The 22867-nt window shown below is 42.8% G+C and carries 20 protein-coding genes; 12 read left to right on the plus strand and 8 right to left on the minus strand.

The features are described 5' to 3' along the window. Positions 1-158 precede the first annotated feature (158 nt). Positions 159-1022 (minus strand): alpha/beta hydrolase, encoded by an 864-nt coding sequence (locus PN462_RS22475; protein ID WP_272131092.1) that lies wholly within the window; start codon positions 1020-1022, stop codon positions 159-161. 272 nt (positions 1023-1294) lie between these two features. Here PN462_RS22475 and PN462_RS22480 point away from each other — a divergent pair, with 272 nt between their 5' ends. Further along, complete coding sequence (locus PN462_RS22480) at positions 1295-2209, plus strand: FkbM family methyltransferase (protein WP_272131093.1); 915 nt, start codon at positions 1295-1297, stop codon at positions 2207-2209. Positions 2210-2359: 150 nt separating this feature from the next. On the opposite strand, the gene PN462_RS22485 is transcribed toward PN462_RS22480, so the two are convergent. Continuing rightward, positions 2360-3802: a hypothetical protein gene (locus tag PN462_RS22485; protein WP_272131094.1), complete on the minus strand. Its 1443-nt coding sequence runs from the start codon at positions 3800-3802 to the stop codon at positions 2360-2362. A 192-nt stretch (positions 3803-3994) separates the two neighbouring features. After that, positions 3995-4402, minus strand: a complete 408-nt coding sequence (gene psb27, locus PN462_RS22490; RefSeq protein ID WP_272131095.1) for a photosystem II protein Psb27 — start codon at positions 4400-4402, stop codon at positions 3995-3997. Between the two features lie 237 nt (positions 4403-4639). Here psb27 and PN462_RS22495 point away from each other — a divergent pair, with 237 nt between their 5' ends. The 3 genes from PN462_RS22495 (at position 4640) to rnc (ending at position 8900) form a co-directional block, all read left to right on the plus strand. Continuing rightward, positions 4640-6313 (plus strand): adenylate/guanylate cyclase domain-containing protein, encoded by a 1674-nt coding sequence (locus PN462_RS22495; protein WP_272131096.1) that lies wholly within the window; start codon positions 4640-4642, stop codon positions 6311-6313. 189 nt (positions 6314-6502) lie between these two features. Beyond that, positions 6503-7987 (plus strand): Asp-tRNA(Asn)/Glu-tRNA(Gln) amidotransferase subunit GatB, encoded by a 1485-nt coding sequence (gene gatB, locus PN462_RS22500; RefSeq protein WP_272131097.1) that lies wholly within the window; start codon positions 6503-6505, stop codon positions 7985-7987. A 217-nt stretch (positions 7988-8204) separates the two neighbouring features. Next, entirely contained in the window at positions 8205-8900 is a 696-nt protein-coding gene (gene rnc, locus PN462_RS22505) for a ribonuclease III (RefSeq protein ID WP_272131098.1), read from the plus strand. Positions 8901-8941: 41 nt separating this feature from the next. On the opposite strand, the gene dusA is transcribed toward rnc, so the two are convergent. Next, the gene (gene dusA, locus PN462_RS22510) at positions 8942-9943 is read right to left on the minus strand and encodes a tRNA dihydrouridine(20/20a) synthase DusA (RefSeq protein WP_272131099.1); all 1002 of its coding nucleotides are present in this window, start codon (positions 9941-9943) and stop codon (positions 8942-8944) included. Positions 9944-10125: 182 nt separating this feature from the next. Between dusA and PN462_RS22515 the strand changes: the two genes are divergently transcribed. Further along, positions 10126-10650: a glycosyltransferase gene (locus tag PN462_RS22515; protein WP_272131100.1), complete on the plus strand. Its 525-nt coding sequence runs from the start codon at positions 10126-10128 to the stop codon at positions 10648-10650. 57 nt (positions 10651-10707) lie between these two features. Here PN462_RS22515 and PN462_RS22520 read toward each other — a convergent pair whose 3' ends face one another. Continuing rightward, entirely contained in the window at positions 10708-11628 is a 921-nt protein-coding gene (locus tag PN462_RS22520; RefSeq protein WP_272131101.1) for a hypothetical protein, read from the minus strand. 455 nt (positions 11629-12083) lie between these two features. Between PN462_RS22520 and PN462_RS22525 the strand changes: the two genes are divergently transcribed. Genes PN462_RS22525 through PN462_RS22535 form a run of 3 tightly spaced genes read left to right on the plus strand, consistent with a single transcriptional unit; the run spans position 12084 to position 14429 of the window. Next, positions 12084-12959: an FkbM family methyltransferase gene (locus tag PN462_RS22525; RefSeq protein ID WP_272131102.1), complete on the plus strand. Its 876-nt coding sequence runs from the start codon at positions 12084-12086 to the stop codon at positions 12957-12959. A 27-nt stretch (positions 12960-12986) separates the two neighbouring features. Beyond that, positions 12987-13616 carry a hypothetical protein gene (locus PN462_RS22530; RefSeq protein ID WP_272131103.1) on the plus strand — a complete coding sequence of 210 codons (630 nt, stop codon included), beginning with the start codon at positions 12987-12989 and terminating at the stop codon, positions 13614-13616. A gap of 45 nt (positions 13617-13661) precedes the next feature. Beyond that, a complete protein-coding gene (locus PN462_RS22535) occupies positions 13662-14429 on the plus strand; it encodes a glycosyltransferase family 4 protein (protein ID WP_272131104.1) in 768 nt (255 codons plus the stop codon). Here the strand turns inward: PN462_RS22535 and PN462_RS22540 are convergent. From PN462_RS22540 to PN462_RS22550, 3 genes are read right to left on the minus strand one after another with little or no spacing between them, the layout of a single operon-like run. Then, a complete protein-coding gene (locus PN462_RS22540; protein ID WP_272131105.1) occupies positions 14397-15641 on the minus strand; it encodes a glycosyltransferase family 4 protein in 1245 nt (414 codons plus the stop codon). The genes PN462_RS22535 and PN462_RS22540 overlap by 33 nt on opposite strands. A gap of 35 nt (positions 15642-15676) precedes the next feature. Then, positions 15677-16624 carry a polysaccharide pyruvyl transferase family protein gene (locus PN462_RS22545; protein ID WP_272131106.1) on the minus strand — a complete coding sequence of 316 codons (948 nt, stop codon included), beginning with the start codon at positions 16622-16624 and terminating at the stop codon, positions 15677-15679. A 38-nt stretch (positions 16625-16662) separates the two neighbouring features. Then, complete coding sequence (locus PN462_RS22550; RefSeq protein WP_272131107.1) at positions 16663-18444, minus strand: ABC transporter ATP-binding protein; 1782 nt, start codon at positions 18442-18444, stop codon at positions 16663-16665. Between the two features lie 208 nt (positions 18445-18652). Here PN462_RS22550 and PN462_RS22555 point away from each other — a divergent pair, with 208 nt between their 5' ends. The 4 genes from PN462_RS22555 to PN462_RS22570 all read left to right on the plus strand — a co-directional run bounded on the left by PN462_RS22555 (position 18653) and on the right by PN462_RS22570 (position 22860). Further along, the gene (locus tag PN462_RS22555) at positions 18653-19792 is read left to right on the plus strand and encodes a glycosyltransferase family 4 protein (protein WP_272131108.1); all 1140 of its coding nucleotides are present in this window, start codon (positions 18653-18655) and stop codon (positions 19790-19792) included. A 31-nt stretch (positions 19793-19823) separates the two neighbouring features. Beyond that, positions 19824-21092: a glycosyltransferase family 4 protein gene (locus tag PN462_RS22560; protein ID WP_272131109.1), complete on the plus strand. Its 1269-nt coding sequence runs from the start codon at positions 19824-19826 to the stop codon at positions 21090-21092. A gap of 202 nt (positions 21093-21294) precedes the next feature. After that, complete coding sequence (locus PN462_RS22565; RefSeq protein ID WP_272131110.1) at positions 21295-21891, plus strand: methyltransferase domain-containing protein; 597 nt, start codon at positions 21295-21297, stop codon at positions 21889-21891. A 111-nt stretch (positions 21892-22002) separates the two neighbouring features. Further along, the gene (locus tag PN462_RS22570; protein WP_272131111.1) at positions 22003-22860 is read left to right on the plus strand and encodes a class I SAM-dependent methyltransferase; all 858 of its coding nucleotides are present in this window, start codon (positions 22003-22005) and stop codon (positions 22858-22860) included. Positions 22861-22867: the final 7 nt, after the last annotated feature.

Genomic DNA, 22867 nt, shown 5'->3' on the forward strand with positions numbered 1-22867 from the left:
GGTAATGGGTAATAGGGGAGATGGAGGAGATAGGGGAGATAGGGGAGATGGAGGAGATAGGGGAGATGGAGGAGATAGGGGAGATGGAGAAAACTAACAATATTTTATTCCCTGTTCCCTGTTCCGGAGTTCCCTGTTCCCTTTTTCACAAAGAACTATCAACTATCAACTATCAACCGTCCTAACGACGTATGACTTATAAACGCTTTGACTCGTTGTATATAAGTCTCACCCCCACATTCAGGGACATGATCATGATCTGCCCCTGGCACAAAGTATAAATCCTTAATGGGAGTAATGGCTGCCTCATAGAGTTGCTGACTCATGTAGGAGGGAACACGCTGATCTGCTTCCCCATGAATGAAAAACATCGGCAGATTGAGGGTTTTAACGCGACTGAGAGAGTCAAACTCATAGCGCAATAACCAGTCAATGGGAAACAGTTTGTAAATTTTGTCATGGTCCGCCATATCGCGCATCCGGGTAAACGAACTTTGGATGAGTAACGCGGCCAAGTCAGGGTTGTGGGTTGCCAGGTGTAGGGCGATCGCGCCGCCCAAAGAATGACCATACACTAAAATATCCTGGGGACTGATCTGGCGATCCTGGGTTAAATACTCTAACGCCCGTTGGGCATCCATGTAAACTTGTTGTTCCGTAGGAAACTGTTTCCCCTGACTTTTCCCATATCCCCGATAGTCCACCATCAACACCGATAAACCCAAGCGATAAAACACCACCGCTTGCACTAAATTGAGAGAGGCACTCATATTCAGGCCATTACCGTGTAAAAATAGCACCGTCCCCTTCCCTAGCGTCTGGGGTATCCACCAAGCGTGTAACTTTTCTTGGTCATTGAGTGTTAACCAGACCTCCTCATAGGGCATCCCCATTGCTTGCGGGGTGGAATAAGTCTCCTGAGTGGGGAGAAACACTACCCGGTTTTGCCATTTCCACAACGCAAAGCAAATAAAACCATAAAGAGGGATAACAACTGCTAAACCAAGCCAAAGAAGCTGCATGAGTATTTGTGAAACAGTAAGACACTCTGAATCATCTTAGTGGATTTTGCCACAGAGGGGAGGGGACTAGGGGGAATCTTAACCTCAAACTACCAATTCAGACTCAGTGAGCGCAACGCCTCAGTTTTCTAAGGGTGCGTTATCTCTCTCGCTCTCTCTTAATCCAACTGTGCTGTGAACCTCTATAGCAATATGCTCTTATTGGTGAAAAACAATATGTTCAGACTCAATCTTTACAGAATGGGGATTCAGCAGACTCATGTTTACAAATTATGTCCTATGCCATATACTTAATAAAAAATACTCAAATCCATTACGATACTATGCTTCTCTCCACTCTCAATTATTTTTTGCGTCTGGCTCGTGAAGTGGGTTATTTTAATTTTGTGTACCGTTATTCTTTAAGAAGATTGTATAAACTCCTCAAAATTGATCAAAAAATTCGCTTAATGAATAATATTGAAATGATTCTTCCTTGGTCTAGCCAGTTTGGAACAGAAGTTTTTTTAAAGAAAAATAAAGTGGATTGGGGGAGCGAAGCGATTTTACTTAATTTTTTAGAGCAGGATAAGTCTTTTTTAGATGTGGGAGCAAACATTGGCTATTATAGCTTGCTTGCTGCTCCATCATCTAAGGAAGTATATATTTTTGAACCCGATCCAAGAGTGGTAGAAAATTTAAAAAAAAATCTTACCCAGTTTTCCAATACTTTCATCATTCAAGAAGCCTTGTATTCCCAATCAGGAGTGATGAAACTCAATCTAAGTATTACACCGGAAGTGAATTCTTTGGTTCGGACTAACTCTCACGATAATTCTATAGAAGTTAAGGTAAATACTCTAGATAATTTAATGTCAGAGTATCCAAACTTGACAGTATCCTGTATAAAAACGGATGCTGAAGGAGCAGACTTTGAGATTCTTAGAGGGGGAAAAAATTTAATACTCCGCGATCAACCTTTAATTCTTTCAGAAGCCTATCCAGAAAAACAACTGCTGAAATTTATTGAATCTGTGAACTTTTCTTGCTTTGCATTTGTAAAGTCTAAGGATATCAGTCGTTCTCATCTACCGCCCCAGTTTGTCAAAATTGAGTCACAACCCGTTAATCATAAAGTTAAGATGATTTTTTTAGTCCCCAATCGACTGTTAGCAGATTTTGAAAGCCTCGTTAAATCAGAAGGATAACATTATTAATATTAACATTATTAACATTAACATTAACATTATTAGATGTGTTTACCCCTAAATTCTCCCCCTTTGCGAGGGAAAAAGGAGGAGAATCAAAGGAAATTAATGCTAGGGGTGGGACAAAACACCAACAACTGGCAACCCACCCTATAACTCACAAAACCGCCTCGCGTGGTCGATTTCGGGTTCTTGCCAAGAATAGGCAAAATGACTCACCGAATTGATCTCGGAGGCTTGACGGCGGATGGCTTGCATTTGGGTTTCTAAGGGGGGGCGGTCTTCATCCCACCGTCCCCAATATCCGGCTAATGCGGGGACAATGCGCGTGTTGCCATTGGCCCGGTTAATGACCCGTTCTACCTCCTCTACAATGCAATTGGGACTGCCACAGAGGGCATAGGACATGGGATGCCATTCTAAATTGGGGGAGAAACTATCCCAGGGTTGAAGGCGAGAGTCAAACCCTTGGCGGCCTACAGGTTTATTGCCACCTGGGAAAAAGACAGCCCCTGCTGGAATGCCAGCCCGCATCACCACCGAGGAGGCTTGGTCAAGAAAATTAATCACCCCTTGGGCTGCATGGGCTAAGGTGAGAGACCAGAGTTCCTGTTGTAAACTGCCGCCTCCTTTTCCCTGCCATTGGGGACTCCCATCGTTGGGGTATTGACGACGGACGGCTTGGACATCTGCCCCACTAATAGACCCTTGGTTGAGGAAACGGTTAATTAATTCTCGGCCTTGGTTATTGCGGGCCCGGTCCAGGAGGGCGGCGCGAGAGGCTGATCCATAAATCCACAGGTCTTGGACATTGGCGGCCACCGAGTCGGTCCCTTCGCCTCTGGGGTAGCGAATATAGTCAAAGAGGACTCCATCGGGACGGCGTTCAATCACTTCTCGTAGGATGCTGTAATAGTCTAGTTGGGCTTGGCGGTTGTAGGGGTCGATAAAGGCTTGGGACCCGTCGGGGACGTATTCGATGCTGGTTTGGCCTTTGCCGTTGCGGGCGAGGACATTTTGGCGGTCAGGCCGGGCAGAGTAGGCGTAACCAAAGTTCATGCTGAATAGCCAGGCATAGGGGCGGAGACCTCGGGCCCGGGCTTTTTGGAGGGCATCGGCAAAGAGATCGACATTTTCGGCCCCAGGAGACCGGACAACGGAGGGCCAGGGGGTGGGGTTATCGGCTTCGGGGAGTAGGACTTGGGAGTCGTAGAAGACTTCAATATAGACTTCGTTATAGCCTTTGTTGACAATATCATCGAGAACTTTGTCTAACGCCCCTGGTTTTGCGTCACAGGGGTAGAGACGTAGCCAAATGGCTTGTTGTCGAGGCCAATTACGTGATCTGCATTGTTGTAAGGCTTGGGCGTGTTGTTGTAGGAGGGTTTGATATTGGGTTTTGGCTTGGGCATTGCCTTGGAAGGCTTGTTGGCGGAGTTGTTCTTTGCGCGCGATCGCATCCTGAGAGAGACGACAATAGGCCCCTTGGGTTTGGGCTAAGGTCGGTAATATCCCCGTGAAGGGCCAAGCAAGGATACTGCTGAGGGCTAATCCTGATGTGATCTTGGTCCAGAAATGTTGTCCCCTTGTCATGTTGGTTTTTCGGTAGGAATGAGTAGCGAACGATTTATTTTTCAGGGGTGATGAGCAAAACCCCTAAATCTCTGTTTTTTTCTAGTGTTGCTCGAAGCTAACCGCCATCCTAGCAGACACACAATAGAAAAAATTCCCTCCCAGTTGATTGCTGTGGAGGGAAATGGGAACTCATATTAAACGAGAATGGGGTTAAAATCCGCGTTTGAGGGAGATTTCCACATCCCGGAATTCTTGTTTTAAGCGTTTTTTCAATTTGTCGGACAAGGGCCGTTCACCGTAGGTGCTATAAAAGCCCGCTAAACTATTGAGGGCGGTTTGCATGGTGGTGAAGGACCGCAGGCCAGAGACTTGGTTATCTCGACGATATTGGGCGGTATATTCGTTAATTTGCTGACGGGCTGTGTCGCGGATATCTTCGAGTTTGGGGGAGTCTTCCGGGGTTTCGATTAAGGTGTTTAAATTTTCAATGACGGTAAGGGTATCTTGGCGATAGTTTCCGGTGAGTCCGGTTTCACTGTTCGTTCCGCATCCGGTTAAGGCGATCGCCGCCACTAAAGCCAAGGCAACAACACGAGAGAGTAATGATCGTATAGACATAAAATCTTCTCAAATCAATATTACTTCAGGATATGTTTTATCCTATCAGTGATTGAGCTTAGGGAGCAGGGGGAGCGTCGGGAGATGGGGAGATGGGGGAGTCGGGAGTCGGGAGATAGGGGAGATGGGGAGTAACAACTGTTCCCTGTTTACCAATTCCCCATGACCGATTACTGATTCTCCCCTAATGTGACAGAATCGTAGATAAGATAAGTAGCGTCCCGGAATAACCTAATCATGACTGATGCTCCAGCGACCGAGGAGAAAGGCATTATTTTGGTCGTTGATGATCTGCCCAATAACTTGCGTTTATTGTCCTTTGTTCTCAAAAAAGCCGGATATGAGGTGCGTTTAGCTCCCAATGGCACAATGGCCTTGGCGAGTTTAGAACGATTTACCCCCGATCTTATTCTGCTAGACATTATGATGCCTGATCTCGATGGGTATGAAGTCTGTCAACAACTGAAAGAGAATTCCAACACCCATGATATTCCTGTGATCTTTTTAAGTGCGTTGACGGAGGGAGAGGATAAGGCGAAAGCCTTTCGTGCTGGGGGGGTGGACTATGTGAGTAAACCGTTTCAAACCGAGGAGGTGTTGGCGAGGGTGGAAAATCAGTTAATGTTACGATCGCTGCAAAAACAACTCCAGCAACAAAATGAAACCCTCAAGGGCCAAAATGAACAACTCCAACAAGCTCAACGGGAAACTCGTCTCCTGTTGGATGTGACTCAGGCGTTGAGTCGGGAGGAGTCGCTGAAAATTGCGATCGCGTCTATTCTAGAGTTAGTCTGTCAGTATATTCTCTGGGACTACGGCGAAGCCTGGCTCTCTAACCCCGATTCAACGACATTAACTTGTATTACCAGCAATCACAGCCATGATTCGTCCTTTGAAACCTTCTGGCAATATAGCCAAACCCTCACCTTTAGGATAGGCTCAGGACTGCCAGGCCGGGTGTGGCAATCTCGCACCCCTGAATGGTTGGAAGATTGTTCCCGTGAACCGGAATCTGTGTTTCACCGTTGCCAAGTGGCGGCAGAAACGGGGTTAAAGGCGGCCTTTGGTGTGCCAATTTTAGCCGATGAGGAGGTAGTGGCGGTGTTGATTTTTTATCAAACCCAGGCCAGTCCCTATCAACCGCGAACGGTGGAATTAGTTGATGCGATCGCTACCCAACTGGGAGAATTAATCCAACGGAAACAAATCGAAGAAGAACTCCAAGAACAAAAAGCCCAAACCGAACAACTCCTCCTCAATATCCTACCCCAAACCATCGCCAAACGCCTCCAACAGGGCGAAAGTCCCATTGCTGACCAATTAACGGAAGTCACGGTCTTATTTGCCGATTTAGTCGGGTTTACGGAGTTTTCCAGCCAAAAAACCCCTGCCGAATTGGTGGAAATTCTCAATGTAATTTTTTCCGAGTTTGATCAACTCAGTGATCAATACGGGCTAGAAAAAATCAAAACCATCGGAGACGCTTATATGGTGGTGGGGGGAGTCCCCACCAGTGTTGCCACGGAGAAGAATACAGAGGAGAATGAAGATATCGTCGTGTGTACAGCCTGCATGGCCTTGAAAATGCAGCAGGTACTCGCCCAATATAATCAGGAAACCGGGGAAAATATTGAAGTGCGCATTGGCATTCATGCCGGGGCCGTAGTCGCTGGAGTGCTAGGGTTGAGTAAATTTAGTTACGATCTCTGGGGGGATACGGTGAATATTGCCTCCCGCATGGAGTCGAGTAGTTTACCTGGAAAAATTCAGGTGACAGAGACAGTGTATGAACGCCTCAAAGACCAGTTTAGCTTTGAACCGCGAGGACTGGTGGACGTGAAAGGGAAAGGGGAGATGCAAACCTACTGGTTACAGAGGCAGTTACAGGGGCAGGAAACCCTAAAGGGCTGAGACTCCCAAAGGGGGCGATGGCCTTTAAAATGGGAAAATAGCCAAAATCGATCCTATGCCATCGAAAACTGAGTATTGTATAACATTACCGGGATACGTTCGAGCAGAGCCAACTCTGGAAAACCTCATGATTAAGGGCTGATCTCACTGATTACTGATTACTGATTACTGATTACTGATTACTGTAATATGACTACAGCCGCACCCGTTAAAACCAAATATGAAGCCGTCATTGGGTTAGAAACCCATTGTCAATTGAACACCAAGACTAAAATTTTTAGTCCCATTTCGACGGAATTTGGCGCACCCCCCAACACCAACGTCTCTCCCATCTGTTTGGGATATCCTGGGGTTCTCCCGGTATTAAACGAAAAAGTCCTCGAATATGCCGTTAAAGCCGGACTCGCCTTAAATTGCCAAATCGCCCCTTATAGTAAATTTGACCGCAAACAGTATTTTTATCCCGATTTACCGAAAAATTATCAAATCTCTCAATACGACTTACCCATCGCAGAACACGGATGGTTAGAAATTGAGTTAGTGCAAGACGATGAACCCATCCGCAAAAAAATCGGCATCACTCGCCTGCACATGGAAGAAGATGCAGGGAAATTAGTCCATGCAGGCAGCGATCGCTTGTCCGGGTCCACCCACTCCCTTGTCGATTTTAACCGCGCAGGAGTCCCCCTCCTGGAAATCGTCTCTGAACCCGATATCCGCACCGGAGAGGAGGCCGCCGAATATGGCCAAGAATTACGTCGCATTGTCCGGTATTTAGGCATTAGTGACGGCAATATGCAAGAAGGGTCCCTCCGTTGTGATGTGAATATTTCTGTGCGGCCAGTGGGACAAACAGAATTTGGGACTAAAGTCGAGATTAAGAACATGAACTCCTTTAGTGCCATTCAAAAAGCCATTGACTACGAAATCGAACGGCAAATTAAATGTCTTGAGGACAATAAACCCATCTTCCAAGAAACCCGCCTCTGGGAAGAAGGGAGTCAAAAAACTATCTCCATGCGGAGTAAAGAGGGATCAAGTGATTATCGCTATTTCCCCGAACCTGATCTCCCTCCCATCGAAGTCTCCCCCGAACAACTAGAACAATGGAAATCAGAACTCCCTGAACTCCCCGCCGAAAAACGCCATCGGTATGAAGAACAATTCGGGTTATCGGCCTATGATGCGCGAGTCCTCACCGATGACCGAACCACGACCGAATATTTTGAAGCGGCCATTGCCCTAGATGCTGACCCCAAACAAGTGGCGAATTGGGTCATGGGAGACATTGCGGCCTACCTCAACAGTGAAAAACTCACCATCACCGAAATTGCCTTAAAACCCGCCATTCTAGCCGAATTGGTGCAACTCATTGAGAAAGGCACAATTAGCGGTAAAATTGCCAAAGAAATCCTCCCTGAACTCCTGACCACAGAAATTGAGTCCCTCGAAAAATTTGTCGAAAGTAAGGGAATGACCCAAATTTCTGACACAGGAGAACTAGAGAAAATGATCGATGAACTCCTCGCGGAAAATCCCGACAAAGTGGAGAAATTCCGCAACGGTAAAACCAAGTTACAAGGCTTTTTTGTTGGTCAAATCATGAAAAAAACCAGTGGCCGTGCCGACCCCAAATTAACCAACCAACTCCTCGGCAAAAAACTCAAAGGATAATCGGTTTTCTCCCAAGGAGATTATCGTCTAAAATCCTTGTAAATTAAGCCTTGGGTTTAAACCCAGGGCTTACTACACACCGATCAATAATAGCTGAACAGTTACATCCCAACTAGAACAATTACTTAATAATCAGTCAATATATTATAACTCAAGCAAACAATACCCCATGGTCTTGGGAATTGGGAAACTAAAGATAGCAAAAGGAATAATAAAAATGCCCAATTTACCAAAATTCAAAAACAAACAACTATTAGAAACCGCCTTAACTCATCGTTCTTACGTCAACGAACACCCCAACCTTGAAGATAATGAAAGACTAGAAATCTTAGGGGATAGTGTTCTTAACTTTATTGTCACCTCTTACTTATATAAAACCTATCCTGACTTACCCGAAGGAGAAATCACTCGACAACGATCAAAATTAGTCGATGAAGCCCAATTATTTTGCTTTGCCCAAGATTTAAACTTAGGGGATAAAATACAATTAGGGAAAGGTGCAGAACGGGATGGAAGCCGACAAAAACCGTCTGTATTAAGTGATACTTTAGAAGCTATTTTAGGCGCGTATTATTTAGACCAAGGGATAGAGGCCGTTAGACAATATTTAGAACCTCTCATCGCTTCTGCTATTAAAACCGACGCAACCCCTAAACAGTATGAAGACTCCCCCCATATCGACCCCAAAAGCCGCCTTCAGCAATGGATGTTAAAATATATCAGTAAAGATAATCCCATCTACGAAATTATCAGCGAAACCGGCCCAGACCACGACAAAGAATTTACAGCGAAAGTAATGGTTGAGGGACAGGTGTATGGGAAAGGGAAAGGAAAAAGCAAAAAAGAAGCAGAAAAACAAGCCGCCACGAATGCCTTACGTCGGTTAGGACTAGATCGGACTGTTTTAAGTTAATTGGGTTATTTGTTCTTGGTTCTTTTTTCAATTATCAACTATCAACTATCAACTAATTCCAAAGCTGCTTTTACCGTGTCCACATTCGCACCAGGTAAATGAGCATTTTCACTCAGATAGCGTTTCCAGGCTTTTGTCCCCGGTTGTCCCGCAAACAGTTGTAAATAATGACGCATCAAACTATTTAACTTCATCCCCTGACCTAACCAATATTCCAGATAGGGAAACATAGCCTCCATCACCTCATGACGAGTCCGAGGGGGAGTTGTGTCTCCGTAAATCTCCTGATCTACTGTTGCGAGGAGATAGGGGTTATCATAGGCCGCACGACCGATCATCACTGCATCCACTTGCTGAAGATGCTGTTGAATTTGCGCTTTGGTGGTGATTCCTCCGTTAATTTCAATGAATAGGTGGGGGAAGTCCTGTTTGAGTCGATAAACGTCCTCATAACGTAATGGGGGGACATTGCGGTTTTCTTTGGGACTTAATCCCTGTAACCAGGCTTTTCGGGCATGGACGGTGAAACGCTGACACCCGGCTTCTGCTACAGTATGTACGAAGTTGGCTAGGTTTTGGTAGCGATCGCAGTCGTCCACCCCAATACGATGCTTGACTGTCACTGGGATAGAAACACGCTGCTGCATCGCGGCCACTGCTTCGGCCACGACTTCCGGTTGCTGCATCAAACAGGCCCCAAAATTGCCACTCTGGACTCGACTACTGGGACACCCGACATTGAGGTTCACTTCATCATAGCCGTATTCTTCGGCAATTTCGGCACAAATTCCCAGTTGTGTGGGATCATCCCCTCCAATTTGTAGGACAAGGGGTTTTTCTGCGGGGGAGAAGTCTAAGAGTTTTTTGCGATCGCCATGAATAATCGCCTGAGATGTTACCATCTCCGTATAAAGCAGAGTGTGACGGGTAATCTGTCGCAGAAAATACCGAAAATGGCGATCGGTCCGATCCATCATGGGAGCGATACTCAAGGGGTTTCCCAGTTGGGTGACGGGAGGAGAAGCAACAGGAGCAATAATCATATTCGCTAGTTTTCGATTGCATTAACGATAAGACAAGAGGAAATGAAAATTTTTGTTTTCAGATCAGAGTAGATCGGATTATACTGAGAGGAAATTCCCAAAAGGGTGAGATAGACTCCTTAGATTCCCGTAGGGATCGGGGAAGACTATCAATTCTCTAGCGATCGTCAGCTAGGAATCCTATGACCATTCAAAAAGTTGCCATATTTACCCATGGTTTAGACGGAGGAGCATTTACCAACTTAGGAACAACCTTAGCACGGGGGTTTACTGAGTTAGGGTATCACTGTGATCTGGTGCTGCTCAAGGTTACAGAAGCGGAAAAAGCACGCTATCCAGAGTTAAATCTGGTGTCTCTTAATGTACCACGAGCGATTAGCGCGATCGGGCCACTGGTTCGTTATATCAACACGCAGCAACCCGATGTTATTTTTCCCATGCCTTGGTATTTTAACGTAGTTGCCATTTGGTCGAAGTTGTTAGCCCGCACCTCCACCAAAGTGATCATTGGCGAACATAATATTATCAGCCTAGAGGCCGGGATTGAGCTTCGTCACCAACTGCGAATGCGTTTTCTCCCCTTTTTAATGCGCTATACCTACCCCTATGGAGATGGTTTAATTGCAGTTTGTCAGGATTCCATAACCGATCTAGCCGAAAATTTAAATATTAAACCGAACATTCCTATGGAGGTGATTCCCAATTAAAATTGAAATAACGTTCGCTTTTCAAAGTTACGCAAGTTTTCATTTTTTAGAGTACATTCATATTATTCGATTAACCTTATTTTGAATTTTATCGAGTAGATTTTTTTCTTTCATAATTTTGTTATAAAATAGTCTGTCAAATTCTCGATCAACGGCTGTAAATTCATTCCATTTGTAAGGAGTTGATAAATTAGTATTCGGGATAGACAAATCTGAATTAGCAGATGCTGTATGTGTTGCATCTTCTGAAAATCCAATATTACGAATTAAATTAACAGCCGGTACAATAAATAGTCCAGATTGAACTAAATGTGCAAATCCCCACTGATAAGCCCACCAACTGATATTGGACGAGTTATTGTAAGTTGTCCAATATATTTTCTCCATTGTTTTAAATTGGGTATCACTAGCTAAAACATCTCGAATGCGTTTACGGATTTCATCATCTACCCATAGTTTGATCTGGTAATCAAAATATTGCCAAGCTCTTCTCCAAGAAGCCCAGCCCCAAATCCCTCCATAATAGGAAAAGTGATAGCTTTGGATATGTGATTTCCATTCCCCCAATAAATTACTACCGGAAATTGTCATGACTCTTCGATCTTCTCGATACTGATCAAGCATTTGCTCACAAAAGTAAAAAAAATCTAAGTTCGGTAAGCAATCATCTTCTAAGAAAATTGCTTCTTCTACTTGTTCAAAAACCCATGTAATACCGCTTGATATGCGACGACCACAGCCTAAATTTTGGTCGGCATAGTTTTTGACAACTTCGCAATTCCAATCAACACGATCAATAATAGCTTTTGCTGCTTTACATTTATCGATATCTTCTGGTTTATCCGGTCGAGGGCTGTCAGCAATAACAAAAAGTTTTGGGGGTTGAGCTTGGCGGATCGCTTCAAATACTCTCTCAGTCGTTTTGGGTCGGTTAAAGATAAAGAATGTTACTGGGGTTTTTAGAGTCCAATCAGCCATAAATAGTCTCCTATTTTCATTGCATTATAGCGTTAACACTTACACAATATTCACCCTAAATTGCTTTTGGGAAGGGAACTTTTAGAATTTAGAACATTTGATCTGACGATTTAAAAAAGTCAATACAAACAACTTATCTAATTTAGCTAAGCTGTCGCACATTTAAATTGGGATTTTTGCTCCCTAGACCCCTTGCCACAAGGGATTTGGGCTAAAAAAATAAATGAATAACAGCTTAGTTTTTTTGTACTAATCAAAGATAGAGGTTATACGCTCTGTGGTCTTAGTCAGGCAAGAATAATTTTTGAAGGATTCTGAAAATGCGATATACAAAAAAAGTTTGACATTATATTCAAAACATAATAGCATAATAGGTAAGCTGTCGCACATTTAAATTGGAATTTTTGCTCCCTAGACCCCGTTTTCAGTTCATAAAAATCAATCATAATCCAAAAATGGTGATAGACTTCAGCTATATTAACACTCGCTGGAATGATTTAAAGAAACATCCAGCTTTTAAAAAAGCTCCTGCCATTACCTTGTGGCGATTAGGGACTTGGATGGTACATTGTACGTTTGGGGTATCGGCGGTTATTAAGTTACCGAAATGGGGCTGTAAATTTTATGTACCGCCTAAATTTAGAAGGGCTGGTTCTACGGGAATTTTTTTATTGCGAGAAGACTATGATCCTGAGTTAGCCTATATTCAAAAAACGCTCTCTGAAGGACAAGTGTTTATTGATGGGGGGGCTAACTTTGGCATTTATACCGTTTTAGCGAGTCAAGTGGTGGGAAAGTCGGGCAAAGTGTTTGCTTTTGAACCCGGTAATGAGTCCTTTGCTGTTTTGTCACGGAATAAGAAAATTAACCAGATGGATAATACTAAGCTCTTTCAAGCAGCATTATCTAATCAAAAAGGGGTAACCCGTCTCTATCATATTGATAATGCTCCCAATAGTTATTCCATTGGAGGTGAAGCTCAATCCCAAGGTGAATTTGAAGAAGTGGCAACAATAACGCTTGATCATTTAGCGGCTGACGAAAACTTAGAGCGTGTTGATATGATCAAGTTAGATGTAGAAGGTGCTGAAGAATTGGTGTTACAGGGGGGGCAGATGATGCTAAAGGAAATGTCGCCTATTCTGCTGTTTGAAGTTAGTAAACGGGCAATGGGAAGACTGAATTTATCTAAGGAAGGTGTGACTCGCATTTTACAAGATTTAAACTATCATTTTTTTAAATTAAATTCTGTGGGAGAACTCGTAAAAGTAGATACTCCTCAAACAGGAAATAACATCGCCATTCCTGCGAGTAAAGATTCCTGCGAGTAAAGTAGGTGTATAGGGGGTCTGGGTTTTATGAACAGTGCAGAACGGTTCACCGCCCCTCAACAGTCCCTCAAAATTCTCCTATCTGCGTATTCTTGTGAACCGGGTCGTGGCTCAGAGCCGGGGGTTGGTTGGAACGTGGCTTGGAAAATTGCCCAATTTCATCGGGTTTGGGTGTTGACTCGACCGGATGAGAGTAAAGCTCAAATTGAGGCTGAGTTAGTCCGTCGTCCCAACCCGAATTTACAGTTTGTTTATTTTACCGTTCCGTTTTGGGCTGGAGGATGGCAATGGGGTTTAGGCCCTAGGAATGTTCACTATTATTTATGGCAATTGCAAGCGTATTGGGTGGGTCGTCGCTTGCATCGTCAAATTGGTTTTGATTTGGTACATCATGTGACTTATGTTCGGTATTCAACGCCGAGTTTTTTGTCACTGTTACCAATTCCTTTTGTTTGGGGGCCAGTGGGAGGTGGAGAAACAGTCCCTCAACCGTTTTGGCGAGATTTTAGTGGACGGGCAAAACTGTACGAGCGGTTACGGTGTTTGACTCATCGTCTTGGGGAGTTAGATCCGTTTACGCATTTAACGGTACGACAGAGCCAAGTGATTAAGGCGACGCGACGACTGAGGATACGGCCAGACGCATTCGGGGTTTAGGGGGTCAGTCGGTTCAGGTAGAATCCGCGATCGCATTAACGGATAGTGATTCATGCTTGTTATCGTCAAAGTCGAGCCGCTACATTGACGACGGCTGCCATGTTGACCACTCACCGTTTGTGGGGAACTTGGCAGAATTTGGTGGATATATATATTGCGCTAACGGAATTTGCGAGAGAAAAGTTTATTGAGGGGGGATTACCAAGTGACAAAATTGTGGTTAAGCCGCATTTTGTCTTTCCTGATCCTGGGAGGGGAAATGGTCAAGGAGGATATGCTTTGTTTGTAGGACGGTTATCTCAAGAAAAGGGTTTAGATGTGTTGTTACAAAGTTGGGAATATTTGTCCTCTGATATTCCCTTAAAGGTGGTGGGTGAGGGGCCGTTAGTGGGATATGTGAAAGAAGTCGTACAACGGTGGCCTCAGGTGGATTATTTGGGTGGTTGTACTTTAGAGGAAGTGTATCGCTTGATGCAGAAAGCTACAGTCGTGATTGTTCCGTCGGTATGGTATGAAACCTTTGGACGGGTGGTGATTGAGGCGTTTGCGGTAGGGACTCCAGTGATTGTCACGCAAATTGGCGCGATCGCAGAATTAGTGGAGGAAGGCCGCACAGGATTACATTTTGCCTTGGGGGATGCGGAGGATTTAGCGGCTAAGGTAGATTGGATATTCTCTCATCCTCAAGCAGTAGCACAGATGCGAAAAGAGGCTCGTTTCGCCTATGAAACTCACTATACAGCACAGGTGAATTATGAAAAGTTGCTGGAAATTTACGACTTAGCACGATCGCGCAAGAATCTCAGTAAATAGTTGCTGATACTGCCGAGCTTGGTGTTGCAGGGTAAATTCTTGTTCGGTTTTAGTTCTAGCGCGATCGCCAAGTTGAGCATGACGTTGTTCATCGGCCAATACCCAACCAATCCCTTGGGCTAAATCCTCAGTTTCGTAAGGTTGTGCCAAATAACCATTTTGCTTATGTTCGATCATGTCACTCATTCCCCCAATCCCAAAGGCCACACAGGGAGTTCCACAGGCAATGGCTTCCATTACGGTATTAGATAAGTTTTCTTGGGTGGACGGTACAACAAAGACATCCGCCGCGGCATAAACTAATGCAAGGGAGAGATCGTCTTGAAAGCGGCCTAAATAACGAGTCGAAAAGCCAAGTTGGGGGGGATTAGTGGGTTGAGAAGCTCCAAAAATTAGGAGTTCGATGGAGTCTGAGTGAGTCGTGTAGCTGAGTTTTTGTAACGCTTCCTGTAAATAGGAAAAGCCTTTACGGGGATCGCGGGTTGCTCCCATTGCACCAAACAGAATCAATTTTTTATTTGTTGGTAAGTTCAAAATCTGACGGACGAGAGAGCGTGTTATGGGTTTATAGACTTGCGTATCAATGCCATTGGGAATAACTTTAACTGGGGTTTCCGCTAGGAGAGGACTGGTTTGAGCGCATTTTGCTAACCAATGACTGGGAGTGACAATGGTGAGGTTGAGTTGGGGGAAAATTTTTGCTTTCCGTTGCCAAATCCATCGGGAGACATCCCAAGCAGAATTGCTCTGGAGGTGGGGACAATGGCCACAATTTTGGGTATAGCGATCGCAATCTCGGCTATAATGACATCCTCCGGTAAACCCCCACATATCGTGTAACGTCCAAACCATGGTTTTTTTGAGCTTGGGTAAGGTTTCAAGTTGGAGATAACCGTTGTTGATCCAGTGTAAGTTGAGGATATCGGGTTGGAGTTGCGCGATCGCAGGAGTTATGCGATCGGGAAACCATTGACAGGAAAACATCGCCCGATCTCGCTGTGGATAAAACCGTAAGGGAAGGTGATCAAACTGTGATCCGAGACGTGCGATAGGGGTTTTATTGGCCACCACCGTGGAATCCCCACTGAATTTAGCTCGGACTAACATTTGAGATGGAACATCAATGCTTTGTAACCCTCGATGCAGACGATAGCTGGCCTTCGCTGCTCCTCCATCAATATCCGAGGTACTAATAATTAAAGGGTGAACCATAGGATGTACTTAGGGGGGATTTAGCTGGATACTTTTCAAGATACAAACTGCTGCGTCCAAGTTTTGATATTCTCTTGGGGCAAGGTAATATGGGTTTCACTGGGGGTAGTAATCCAAGATGCGATCGCCTCTAAATCTTCGCGTCTAATGACAGGCAAATTCGTATCATTAGCAATTTCTAAAGCGCGATTATCCACTGCTAAAATGAGGGTCCGTCGTTGGTGTTGTAGAGCGCGAATCCCAGCGTGTAATCGCGTCCCAATATAATCCACATCCTTCTTTTGCAAAAGCGTATCTAAAGCGTTGAGACTAGGACTCAAATAAATAACGCTTTCTCCTCCTAATGCCTGCATATGAGGATAATCTTTGGGTTGTTGTGTCCAAAAATAGACGTTTTCGTATTTTGTCAACAGTAAATCTATTAATTTTCTATCGTATTCTTTTTTCTGATTATATTCCGTAAAAGTAACTAAAACTGATTCCGCCTTATTTTGGGGAATCTGCTGGCAATGTTCTTCATTTAACATCCACATTGTGGGACAAGCGGTATTAATAACATTTTCAAAACCTACCGCTCTTAGCTGCTTTTCAGTATAACCATCTCGCACCGAATGTAGATAATCTTTACTTAAAATTCTCTGATATAAAATTTTTGTATATAGGTTAGCTGATTTTTGATACTGCCACCAACCAACTCCCATTAAAATAATATCTCGAATAAATAATGAATCCCATAAACCCACCTTCCACTGATTATAGGAGTTCATATTTGATGATAAAAGATTTGTTCCCCCAACCAATGTAAAAGCACTTCGTTTAATTAACCCATAAGATGTTCTAAAGATCACATCATGGGTTGGCATCCGAATAAATAAGGCATCAGCAAATAATGGCTCTAGAATTTTATTGACTGAATCCATAATAATTTGGTCGCCCAAATTAGAGCTACAAATCGAAGTATCTAAAACAGAAATTTGTTTCATGTTAATCTTTGAATTAGGCTTGAAGATTTGACTCACCATTACTCGTGAGATTCCAACACCACTTCTTGATAAGTCCCTGATTTAATAATCTGGCCATGCTTCATTAAGTAAATGCGATCGCACTGTTCCACAGTAGATAACCGATGCGCAATAAAGATCATTGTTTTTGTCTTACTCACTTCATTAATCGCTTCCATAATTAAATTTTCAGTTTCATTATCTAAAGCTGATGTCGCTTCATCCAAGACCAAAACCTCTCGTTCATGATATAACGCACGAGCAATCCCAATCCGTTGCCGTTGCCCACCAGAAAAACGGACTCCTCTTTCCCCAAGAATTGTTTGGATTCCATTAGGTAAATCATTGATCAGTTCATCGAGTTGGGCAGATTTAATGGCTTTATCGAGTCGCTCCGGATCAATCAGATGTTCTGGAACACCAAACGCAATATTATTGGCCACTGTATCATCAATCAAGAAAATAGACTGAGGAATATAACCAATCATATTTTGCCAAGAACGCAGCTCATTATAGATAGACCAGCCATCGACTGTTATATCACCACTTTCTGGTGTTAATAGACCCAAAATAACATCCACCAAAGTTGTTTTACCAGCCCCGGATTTACCGATTAAGGCAATAGATTCTCCTTTTTTAATTTCTAAAGAAATGTTCTTTAACGCATACTGCTCTGCATTGGGATAGCAATAACTGATCTGATCGAGAATAACATTATCCTGTAATTTATGGGTTTCAGTTTTTTCAATTTTAGTAGATGGTGCTGATGGATTCAGATTATCTGTTGAATGATTATCGATTTCTTTTAAGTCTAGATAAAGTTTATTAACTGTATAACTAGCACGTCTTAAACTACTAACAGAACCAATTAAATTATTAACTGCTGGAATGAGTCTTATAGAGGCTAACGCAAAAACTCCTAAAAGAGGCGTTAATTGTTGTATGTTATCATTATAAAGCAAATAAATTGAAGTAAAACCTACTAAAAATATCACCAAAAAACCCTCTATAAGAACACGAGGTAGTAACTTAAAAGCATAAAAATTTCCCATTGCTTTTTCATGTTTTCGGGTTTCTACCAATAACTGCGCTTCAAAAAAAGGAGTACAACCAATCACCAATGTTTCTTTAATTCCCCCTAATGAATGATTCACAATACGAACAATAGATTCAAGAGACTGAGAGGCTTGTTTCCCCCAAGCCTGAATTTTATGCCTAAACACATTCACCAATAATAACAATGGAAGAATAATCCCTAGGACTACTAGGACTGTAGCTTTATTAGTTATGGCTAGTAAAATTGTCAAACATATAATAATTATAACATTAGATATAGCCACCAATAAAGGGATTAAAGTGCCATCAGTATAGTTTCCGGTTTCATAAATAATATTTTGAATAATTAATGCACTATTTTTACTTAAATGAAACGTATAAGGGACTGTCATATAAGTGTGCATCAATCGATTAATTAATTTTGCCTTCTGAACAAAACTGAATTTAAAAATAGAGATTTGTGCCAGCCAACCTAAAAATGCCTTGATTAAAAATAAAAATACGATACATAAACCCATTACAGCAATAAAGGTATTTTTTTCTTGAAATTGCGTTTTTTGGTATAACCACTTTAAACGCTCATTATTTTCTACTACATCGGGATTACTTGCTAAAGAAATGAATGGAGCAATTATCCCAATCCCAAATGCCTCTAAAATAGAAACGAACAAAAAAGCTAATAGCAATAAAACTAAGTTTCTTTTTCGACTCGGTAATATGTATAGAACTTTTCTAAGGTAGTTCATAGATAAAGGTGTCCTCCTATATTTAGACTATATTTAGAATATAATCCAAAAATTTATATGATATTAAGAACTTGAGTTTATAATATATCATGTGCTTGTATCGGAAATGGGTGAGTATATAATACCTAACACGTTATTCTTCGACCCATTATTCTTGCTTTTTCATTGTTTCTTCCTAAATCGATAATCATTGTATCTTGAGGATTGTATGCAAAACATCCGTATTGCTTGGTTACTTAATACTGCCTTTTTTTACTGGCAACCTCCTCTCAGTGAATTTACAAAGCTTTTCCCAAAAACCAAAGTTTTTACAGCTTGGTGGCGGGGTTATGCTCCGGGGTACGAAAAGTTATTTCCAGTAGAAGTGGTAGGAGATAGAAAAATTATATCCCTGAAACCTAATTCTACAAGCTATGGACTTAACTTTACTGCCCTCCCTCTTCATATTGTTCGTTATTTATTCCACTTTAAACCCAACTTAATCTTTTCTAACTCCTTTGGAGTCTGGACAGTGTTGGCTATCTTACTCCAAGATATCGGTAATTGGCGAGTGGTCATTGCTTACGAAGGCAGTTCCCCCGTAGTTGATTACCGCAACTCTCCCTTACGTTTAGCAGTAAGGCGTTGGATGGTGAAACAGGCCAAAGCCTGTATTACCAATAGTCAAGCGGGACAGCGATATTTAACGGACATTCTGGATGCGGACACCGAGGAGGTGTTTGTTCAACCCTACGAAGTCCCTCACCCCAACTCTCTCTTACAAAATACCCCATCTCTAGTTGATTTTACTGAACTGTCTCGACCAATTTTTCTATTCGTTGGCAGTATTGAGCCGCGCAAGGGGTTAAATTTTTTACTAGAAGCCTGTGCGAAGCTCAATGAGCAGGGCGATCGCAACTACACACTCCTTGTAGTTGGGGATGGAGAAGAACGGCCAAAACTGGAAACCTATTGTCAGGATAACCAACTCACCGAACAAGTCAAATGGTTGGGTAAGGTCCCCTATGGGGAGTTAGGCCACTTTTTCAGAAACGCTGATATTTTTATCCTGCCTACCCTAGAAGACACTTGGGGAGTCGTAGTTTCCGAAGCCATGATTTTTGGCACGGGAGTCCTCTGTTCTCAGTATGCTGGAGCAGTCGAACTCATTGACGAAGGAGAAAACGGATATTCCTTTGATCCCCGTAATCCCGACACCCTCAGCGAACTTATGAGGCGTTGTATTCATGATCCCTCGTTAGGTTCCCAACTGGGCACTAAATCTCAAGAAACCATGACAAAGTACACCCCGGAAACGGCTGCTCAATTTTTAGCCAAAGTGACTCACTTTGCCCTCGACCTCTCTTAAAATTGGAATAACTTTCACAGATGGCTCAAAAATGGAAGCTCTGAACATTTTAATTTCTGCCTATGCCTGCCGCCCAAACATGGGGTCTGAACCCGGTGTGGGTTGGAACATTGTCTGTGAATTAGCCAAATTTCACCACCTGTGGGTACTCACTCGTCAAGATAATCGCCCTTTTATCGAAGCCGCACTCCCCCAAGACTCCCCCAATCTCCATTTTGTCTATTGTGATCTGCCGGGCAGTTCACTTTGGAAAAAAGGATTAGGTGGGGTTCATCTCCATTATTATCTCTGGCAAATTCGTGCTTATTTTGTAGCGCGTCAACTTTATCAAGAGAAACCGTTTGCCCTTGCCCATCATGTCACTTATGTACGCTATTCCACGCCGAGTTTTCTCTCTCTGTTGCCAATTCCCTTGATTTGGGGGCCGGTGGGTGGGGGAGAAACGGCCCCTCGTGCCTTTTGGCAAGATTTTAGTTTTCGAGCTAAAGTGTACGAAATTTCGAGAACGCTATTGCGTCAATTGGGCGAAATCGATCCCTTTGTGCGTTTGACAGCGCGGCGGAGTCGTTTGGCCTATGCCACTACCCCAGAAACTGCCCAACGACTGTCGGCGTTAGGGGCTAAACAGGTGGAACTGTTGTCTCAACTGGGGTTATCTCAAGCTGAACTTGCTCACTTTCAAAAGTTGTCGTCCACCTCTATATCCGATAAGTTTCGCTTGGTGAGTATTGGCCGTTTATTACATTGGAAGGGGTTTTATTTGGGGTTGAGGGCTTTTGCTCAAGCCCAGTTACCAGAAGCAGAATATTGGATTGTGGGAGATGGGCCGGAGCGATCGCATTTGCAACAACTCGCCCAAGACTTAGGGATTGGGGAGCAAGTGAAATTTTGGGGGGAATTACCTAGAGGGGAGGCGATCGCCAAACTCACTCAAGCCCACGCCCTTGTTCATCCCAGTTTACATGACTCCGGAGGAGGTGTTTGTTTAGAAGCGATGGCAGTCGGTCGCCCTGTCATTTGTTTGGCCTTAGGTGGCCCTGATAGTCAAGTAACAGAAGAAACAGGCTTTAAAATTCCAGCTTGTACTCCCGAACAAGCAACCCAAGACATGGCAAAAGCGATGTTGCGTTTAGCGCAAGACCCCAAACTCGGTCAGCATCTTGGTCAGGCTGGAAGACAACGGGTACACAATTTGTATAGTTGGAGTCAACGGGGTAAGACCCTAGCCAATATCTATCAGATGTTGAGCGCGGAAACTGACAATCAAAACCCTAAAGAAGTTGAACGTTTATCCAGATAAATCAAACGGTCACAAAACACTAACTTAGCTACAGTAGATCAACTCCGGTCACAATGACTTGAGAACAGCTTAGTAACTCTGTCTTGTTTTCTAAATTTATATACCATTGTCTAAATTTATAGGATATAGTAGTCGTTAATTTAAACCTCAAAGACTGCAAAATTCTCATTTTTGTTACAGTACGTACATTTAAGCAGCAATCATGTTAAGTCCCTTATTCTCTAAAGCCGCCCATAAAATTGCTATAGTTCAGAGGAGTCTTGCAACATCGATTCGGAAATTAACGGGTAAAAGTGACTACAAAAAGTGGAGTCAACCCAATGAGTTATCTCCCGATTGGGATCGCAGAACCCAGAAAATAGCGACGCTAATTAAACCTCAATCTTCAGTTTTGGAGTTTGGTGCTGGAAGGATGATTTTAAAGCAATTTTTACCAGAAGGTTGCACCTATATTCCCTCTGATCTGGTAGATCGAGGACAAGACACACTGGTTTGTGATCTAAACAGCAATGCACTCCCACAATTTCCCACTTGTGATGTCGCCGTGTTTAGTGGTGTTTTTGAATATGTCCATGATGTTCCACGACTCATTTACCATATATCAAGTTACGTTGATGTAGTCATCGCATCCTACGTAGTGAGCGACATTGAACCCACCAATCGCCGAATGCAAGGATGGGTGAATGATTATACATCTGAAGAAATCCTTCAAATCTTTGAGAGGTCTGGTTTCCTCTGTGACTATCAAGAGGAAGCATTTTCTCAAATAATTTATAGATTTATTAAAAAGAATCAATAAATCCTGTATAAAAGAATTTAAAAATCCGATATTGTTTTGATTTTTCAAGTCCTAAAGATTCGTTTTAATTCACATAAGGCAAAAAAATAATTTATTTACGAGAGGCTCAAAATGACTACACTCCAAGATAAATACAATCGTACTGAAGCACAAATTCGTCATCATTACGAAGTCGAGAAAGAACTCGCTAATCGTTTACGGAATTCGACGAAAGAAGAACGTAAACATCTTTATAATGATGTTTATGATGAACTGTACCAGAAAATCCCCCATGAACCACTGGTAGAGCGCACTAATAACCCCGAAGCTCAAGCCTGGGTTGCCAACCAACGCCTAGAATTGTTAGGAGAGTTTTTAGCACCTGATAAAACCTATGGGGAAATTGGACCAGGAGATTGTTGTGTTTCGTTAGCTGTAACTCAATACGTTAAACAAGTTTACGCTATTGATGTTTCCCAAGAAATTTCTAAAAAAGTTAAAACGCCTGATAACTTTAAATTAGTTTTATTTGATGGTTGTAATATTCCTTTACCTGAAAATAGTCTAGATATTGTCTATAGCAACCAAGTGATTGAGCATTTACATCCTGAAGATGCTCTAGATCAAATTACCAGTATTTTCCAAGTTTTAGCACTAGGAGGATTTTTAATCTGCATTACCCCTCACCGTTTATCTGGACCTCATGATATTTCACAATTTTTTGATCAAGTTGCTACCTGTTTTCATTTGAAAGAATATAGTATTAAAGAACTTTATCAAGTTTTGTATAAAGCAGGATTCGGAAAAATTTGGCTGTATAAAAGCTATAAAAAGACACATTTCAAGTTACCGTTAAATCCATTAACGTTAACCTTGGTAGGAGCAGTAGAAGGAATTGTTGGGAGTTTACCGTTTAAATTAAAACGGAAAGTAGCTCGCTTACCCCTTCTCTTCCGAGGAATTACCATGGTTGCTCAGAAAGGTACATAATTTAATT

The sequence above is a fragment of the Spirulina sp. CS-785/01 genome (assembly GCF_028330525.1).
Lineage (GTDB): Bacteria > Cyanobacteriota > Cyanobacteriia > Cyanobacteriales > Spirulinaceae > JAQMSD01.

Bases quoted from the DNA above. Each gene is read 5' to 3' on its own strand.
- PN462_RS22475 (WP_272131092.1), bottom strand. From the start codon at position 1,022: ATGCAGCTTCTTTGGCTTGGTTTAGCAGTTGTTATCCCTCTTTATGGT.
- PN462_RS22570 (WP_272131111.1), top strand. From the start codon at position 22,003: ATGACTACACTCCAAGATAAATACAATCGTACTGAAGCACAAATTCGT.
- gatB (WP_272131097.1), top strand. From the start codon at position 6,503: ATGACTACAGCCGCACCCGTTAAAACCAAATATGAAGCCGTCATTGGG.
- PN462_RS22560 (WP_272131109.1), top strand. From the start codon at position 19,824: ATGGAAGCTCTGAACATTTTAATTTCTGCCTATGCCTGCCGCCCAAAC.
- rnc (WP_272131098.1), top strand. From the start codon at position 8,205: ATGCCCAATTTACCAAAATTCAAAAACAAACAACTATTAGAAACCGCC.
- PN462_RS22520 (WP_272131101.1), bottom strand. From the start codon at position 11,628: ATGGCTGATTGGACTCTAAAAACCCCAGTAACATTCTTTATCTTTAAC.
- PN462_RS22545 (WP_272131106.1), bottom strand. From the start codon at position 16,624: ATGAAACAAATTTCTGTTTTAGATACTTCGATTTGTAGCTCTAATTTG.
- PN462_RS22540 (WP_272131105.1), bottom strand. From the start codon at position 15,641: ATGGTTCACCCTTTAATTATTAGTACCTCGGATATTGATGGAGGAGCA.
- PN462_RS22565 (WP_272131110.1), top strand. From the start codon at position 21,295: ATGTTAAGTCCCTTATTCTCTAAAGCCGCCCATAAAATTGCTATAGTT.
- PN462_RS22550 (WP_272131107.1), bottom strand. From the start codon at position 18,444: ATGAACTACCTTAGAAAAGTTCTATACATATTACCGAGTCGAAAAAGA.
- dusA (WP_272131099.1), bottom strand. From the start codon at position 9,943: ATGATTATTGCTCCTGTTGCTTCTCCTCCCGTCACCCAACTGGGAAAC.
- PN462_RS22530 (WP_272131103.1), top strand. From the start codon at position 12,987: ATGAACAGTGCAGAACGGTTCACCGCCCCTCAACAGTCCCTCAAAATT.
- PN462_RS22480 (WP_272131093.1), top strand. From the start codon at position 1,295: ATGTCCTATGCCATATACTTAATAAAAAATACTCAAATCCATTACGAT.
- psb27 (WP_272131095.1), bottom strand. From the start codon at position 4,402: ATGTCTATACGATCATTACTCTCTCGTGTTGTTGCCTTGGCTTTAGTG.
- PN462_RS22525 (WP_272131102.1), top strand. From the start codon at position 12,084: ATGGTGATAGACTTCAGCTATATTAACACTCGCTGGAATGATTTAAAG.
- PN462_RS22495 (WP_272131096.1), top strand. From the start codon at position 4,640: ATGACTGATGCTCCAGCGACCGAGGAGAAAGGCATTATTTTGGTCGTT.
- PN462_RS22515 (WP_272131100.1), top strand. From the start codon at position 10,126: ATGACCATTCAAAAAGTTGCCATATTTACCCATGGTTTAGACGGAGGA.
- PN462_RS22485 (WP_272131094.1), bottom strand. From the start codon at position 3,802: ATGACAAGGGGACAACATTTCTGGACCAAGATCACATCAGGATTAGCC.
- PN462_RS22555 (WP_272131108.1), top strand. From the start codon at position 18,653: ATGCAAAACATCCGTATTGCTTGGTTACTTAATACTGCCTTTTTTTAC.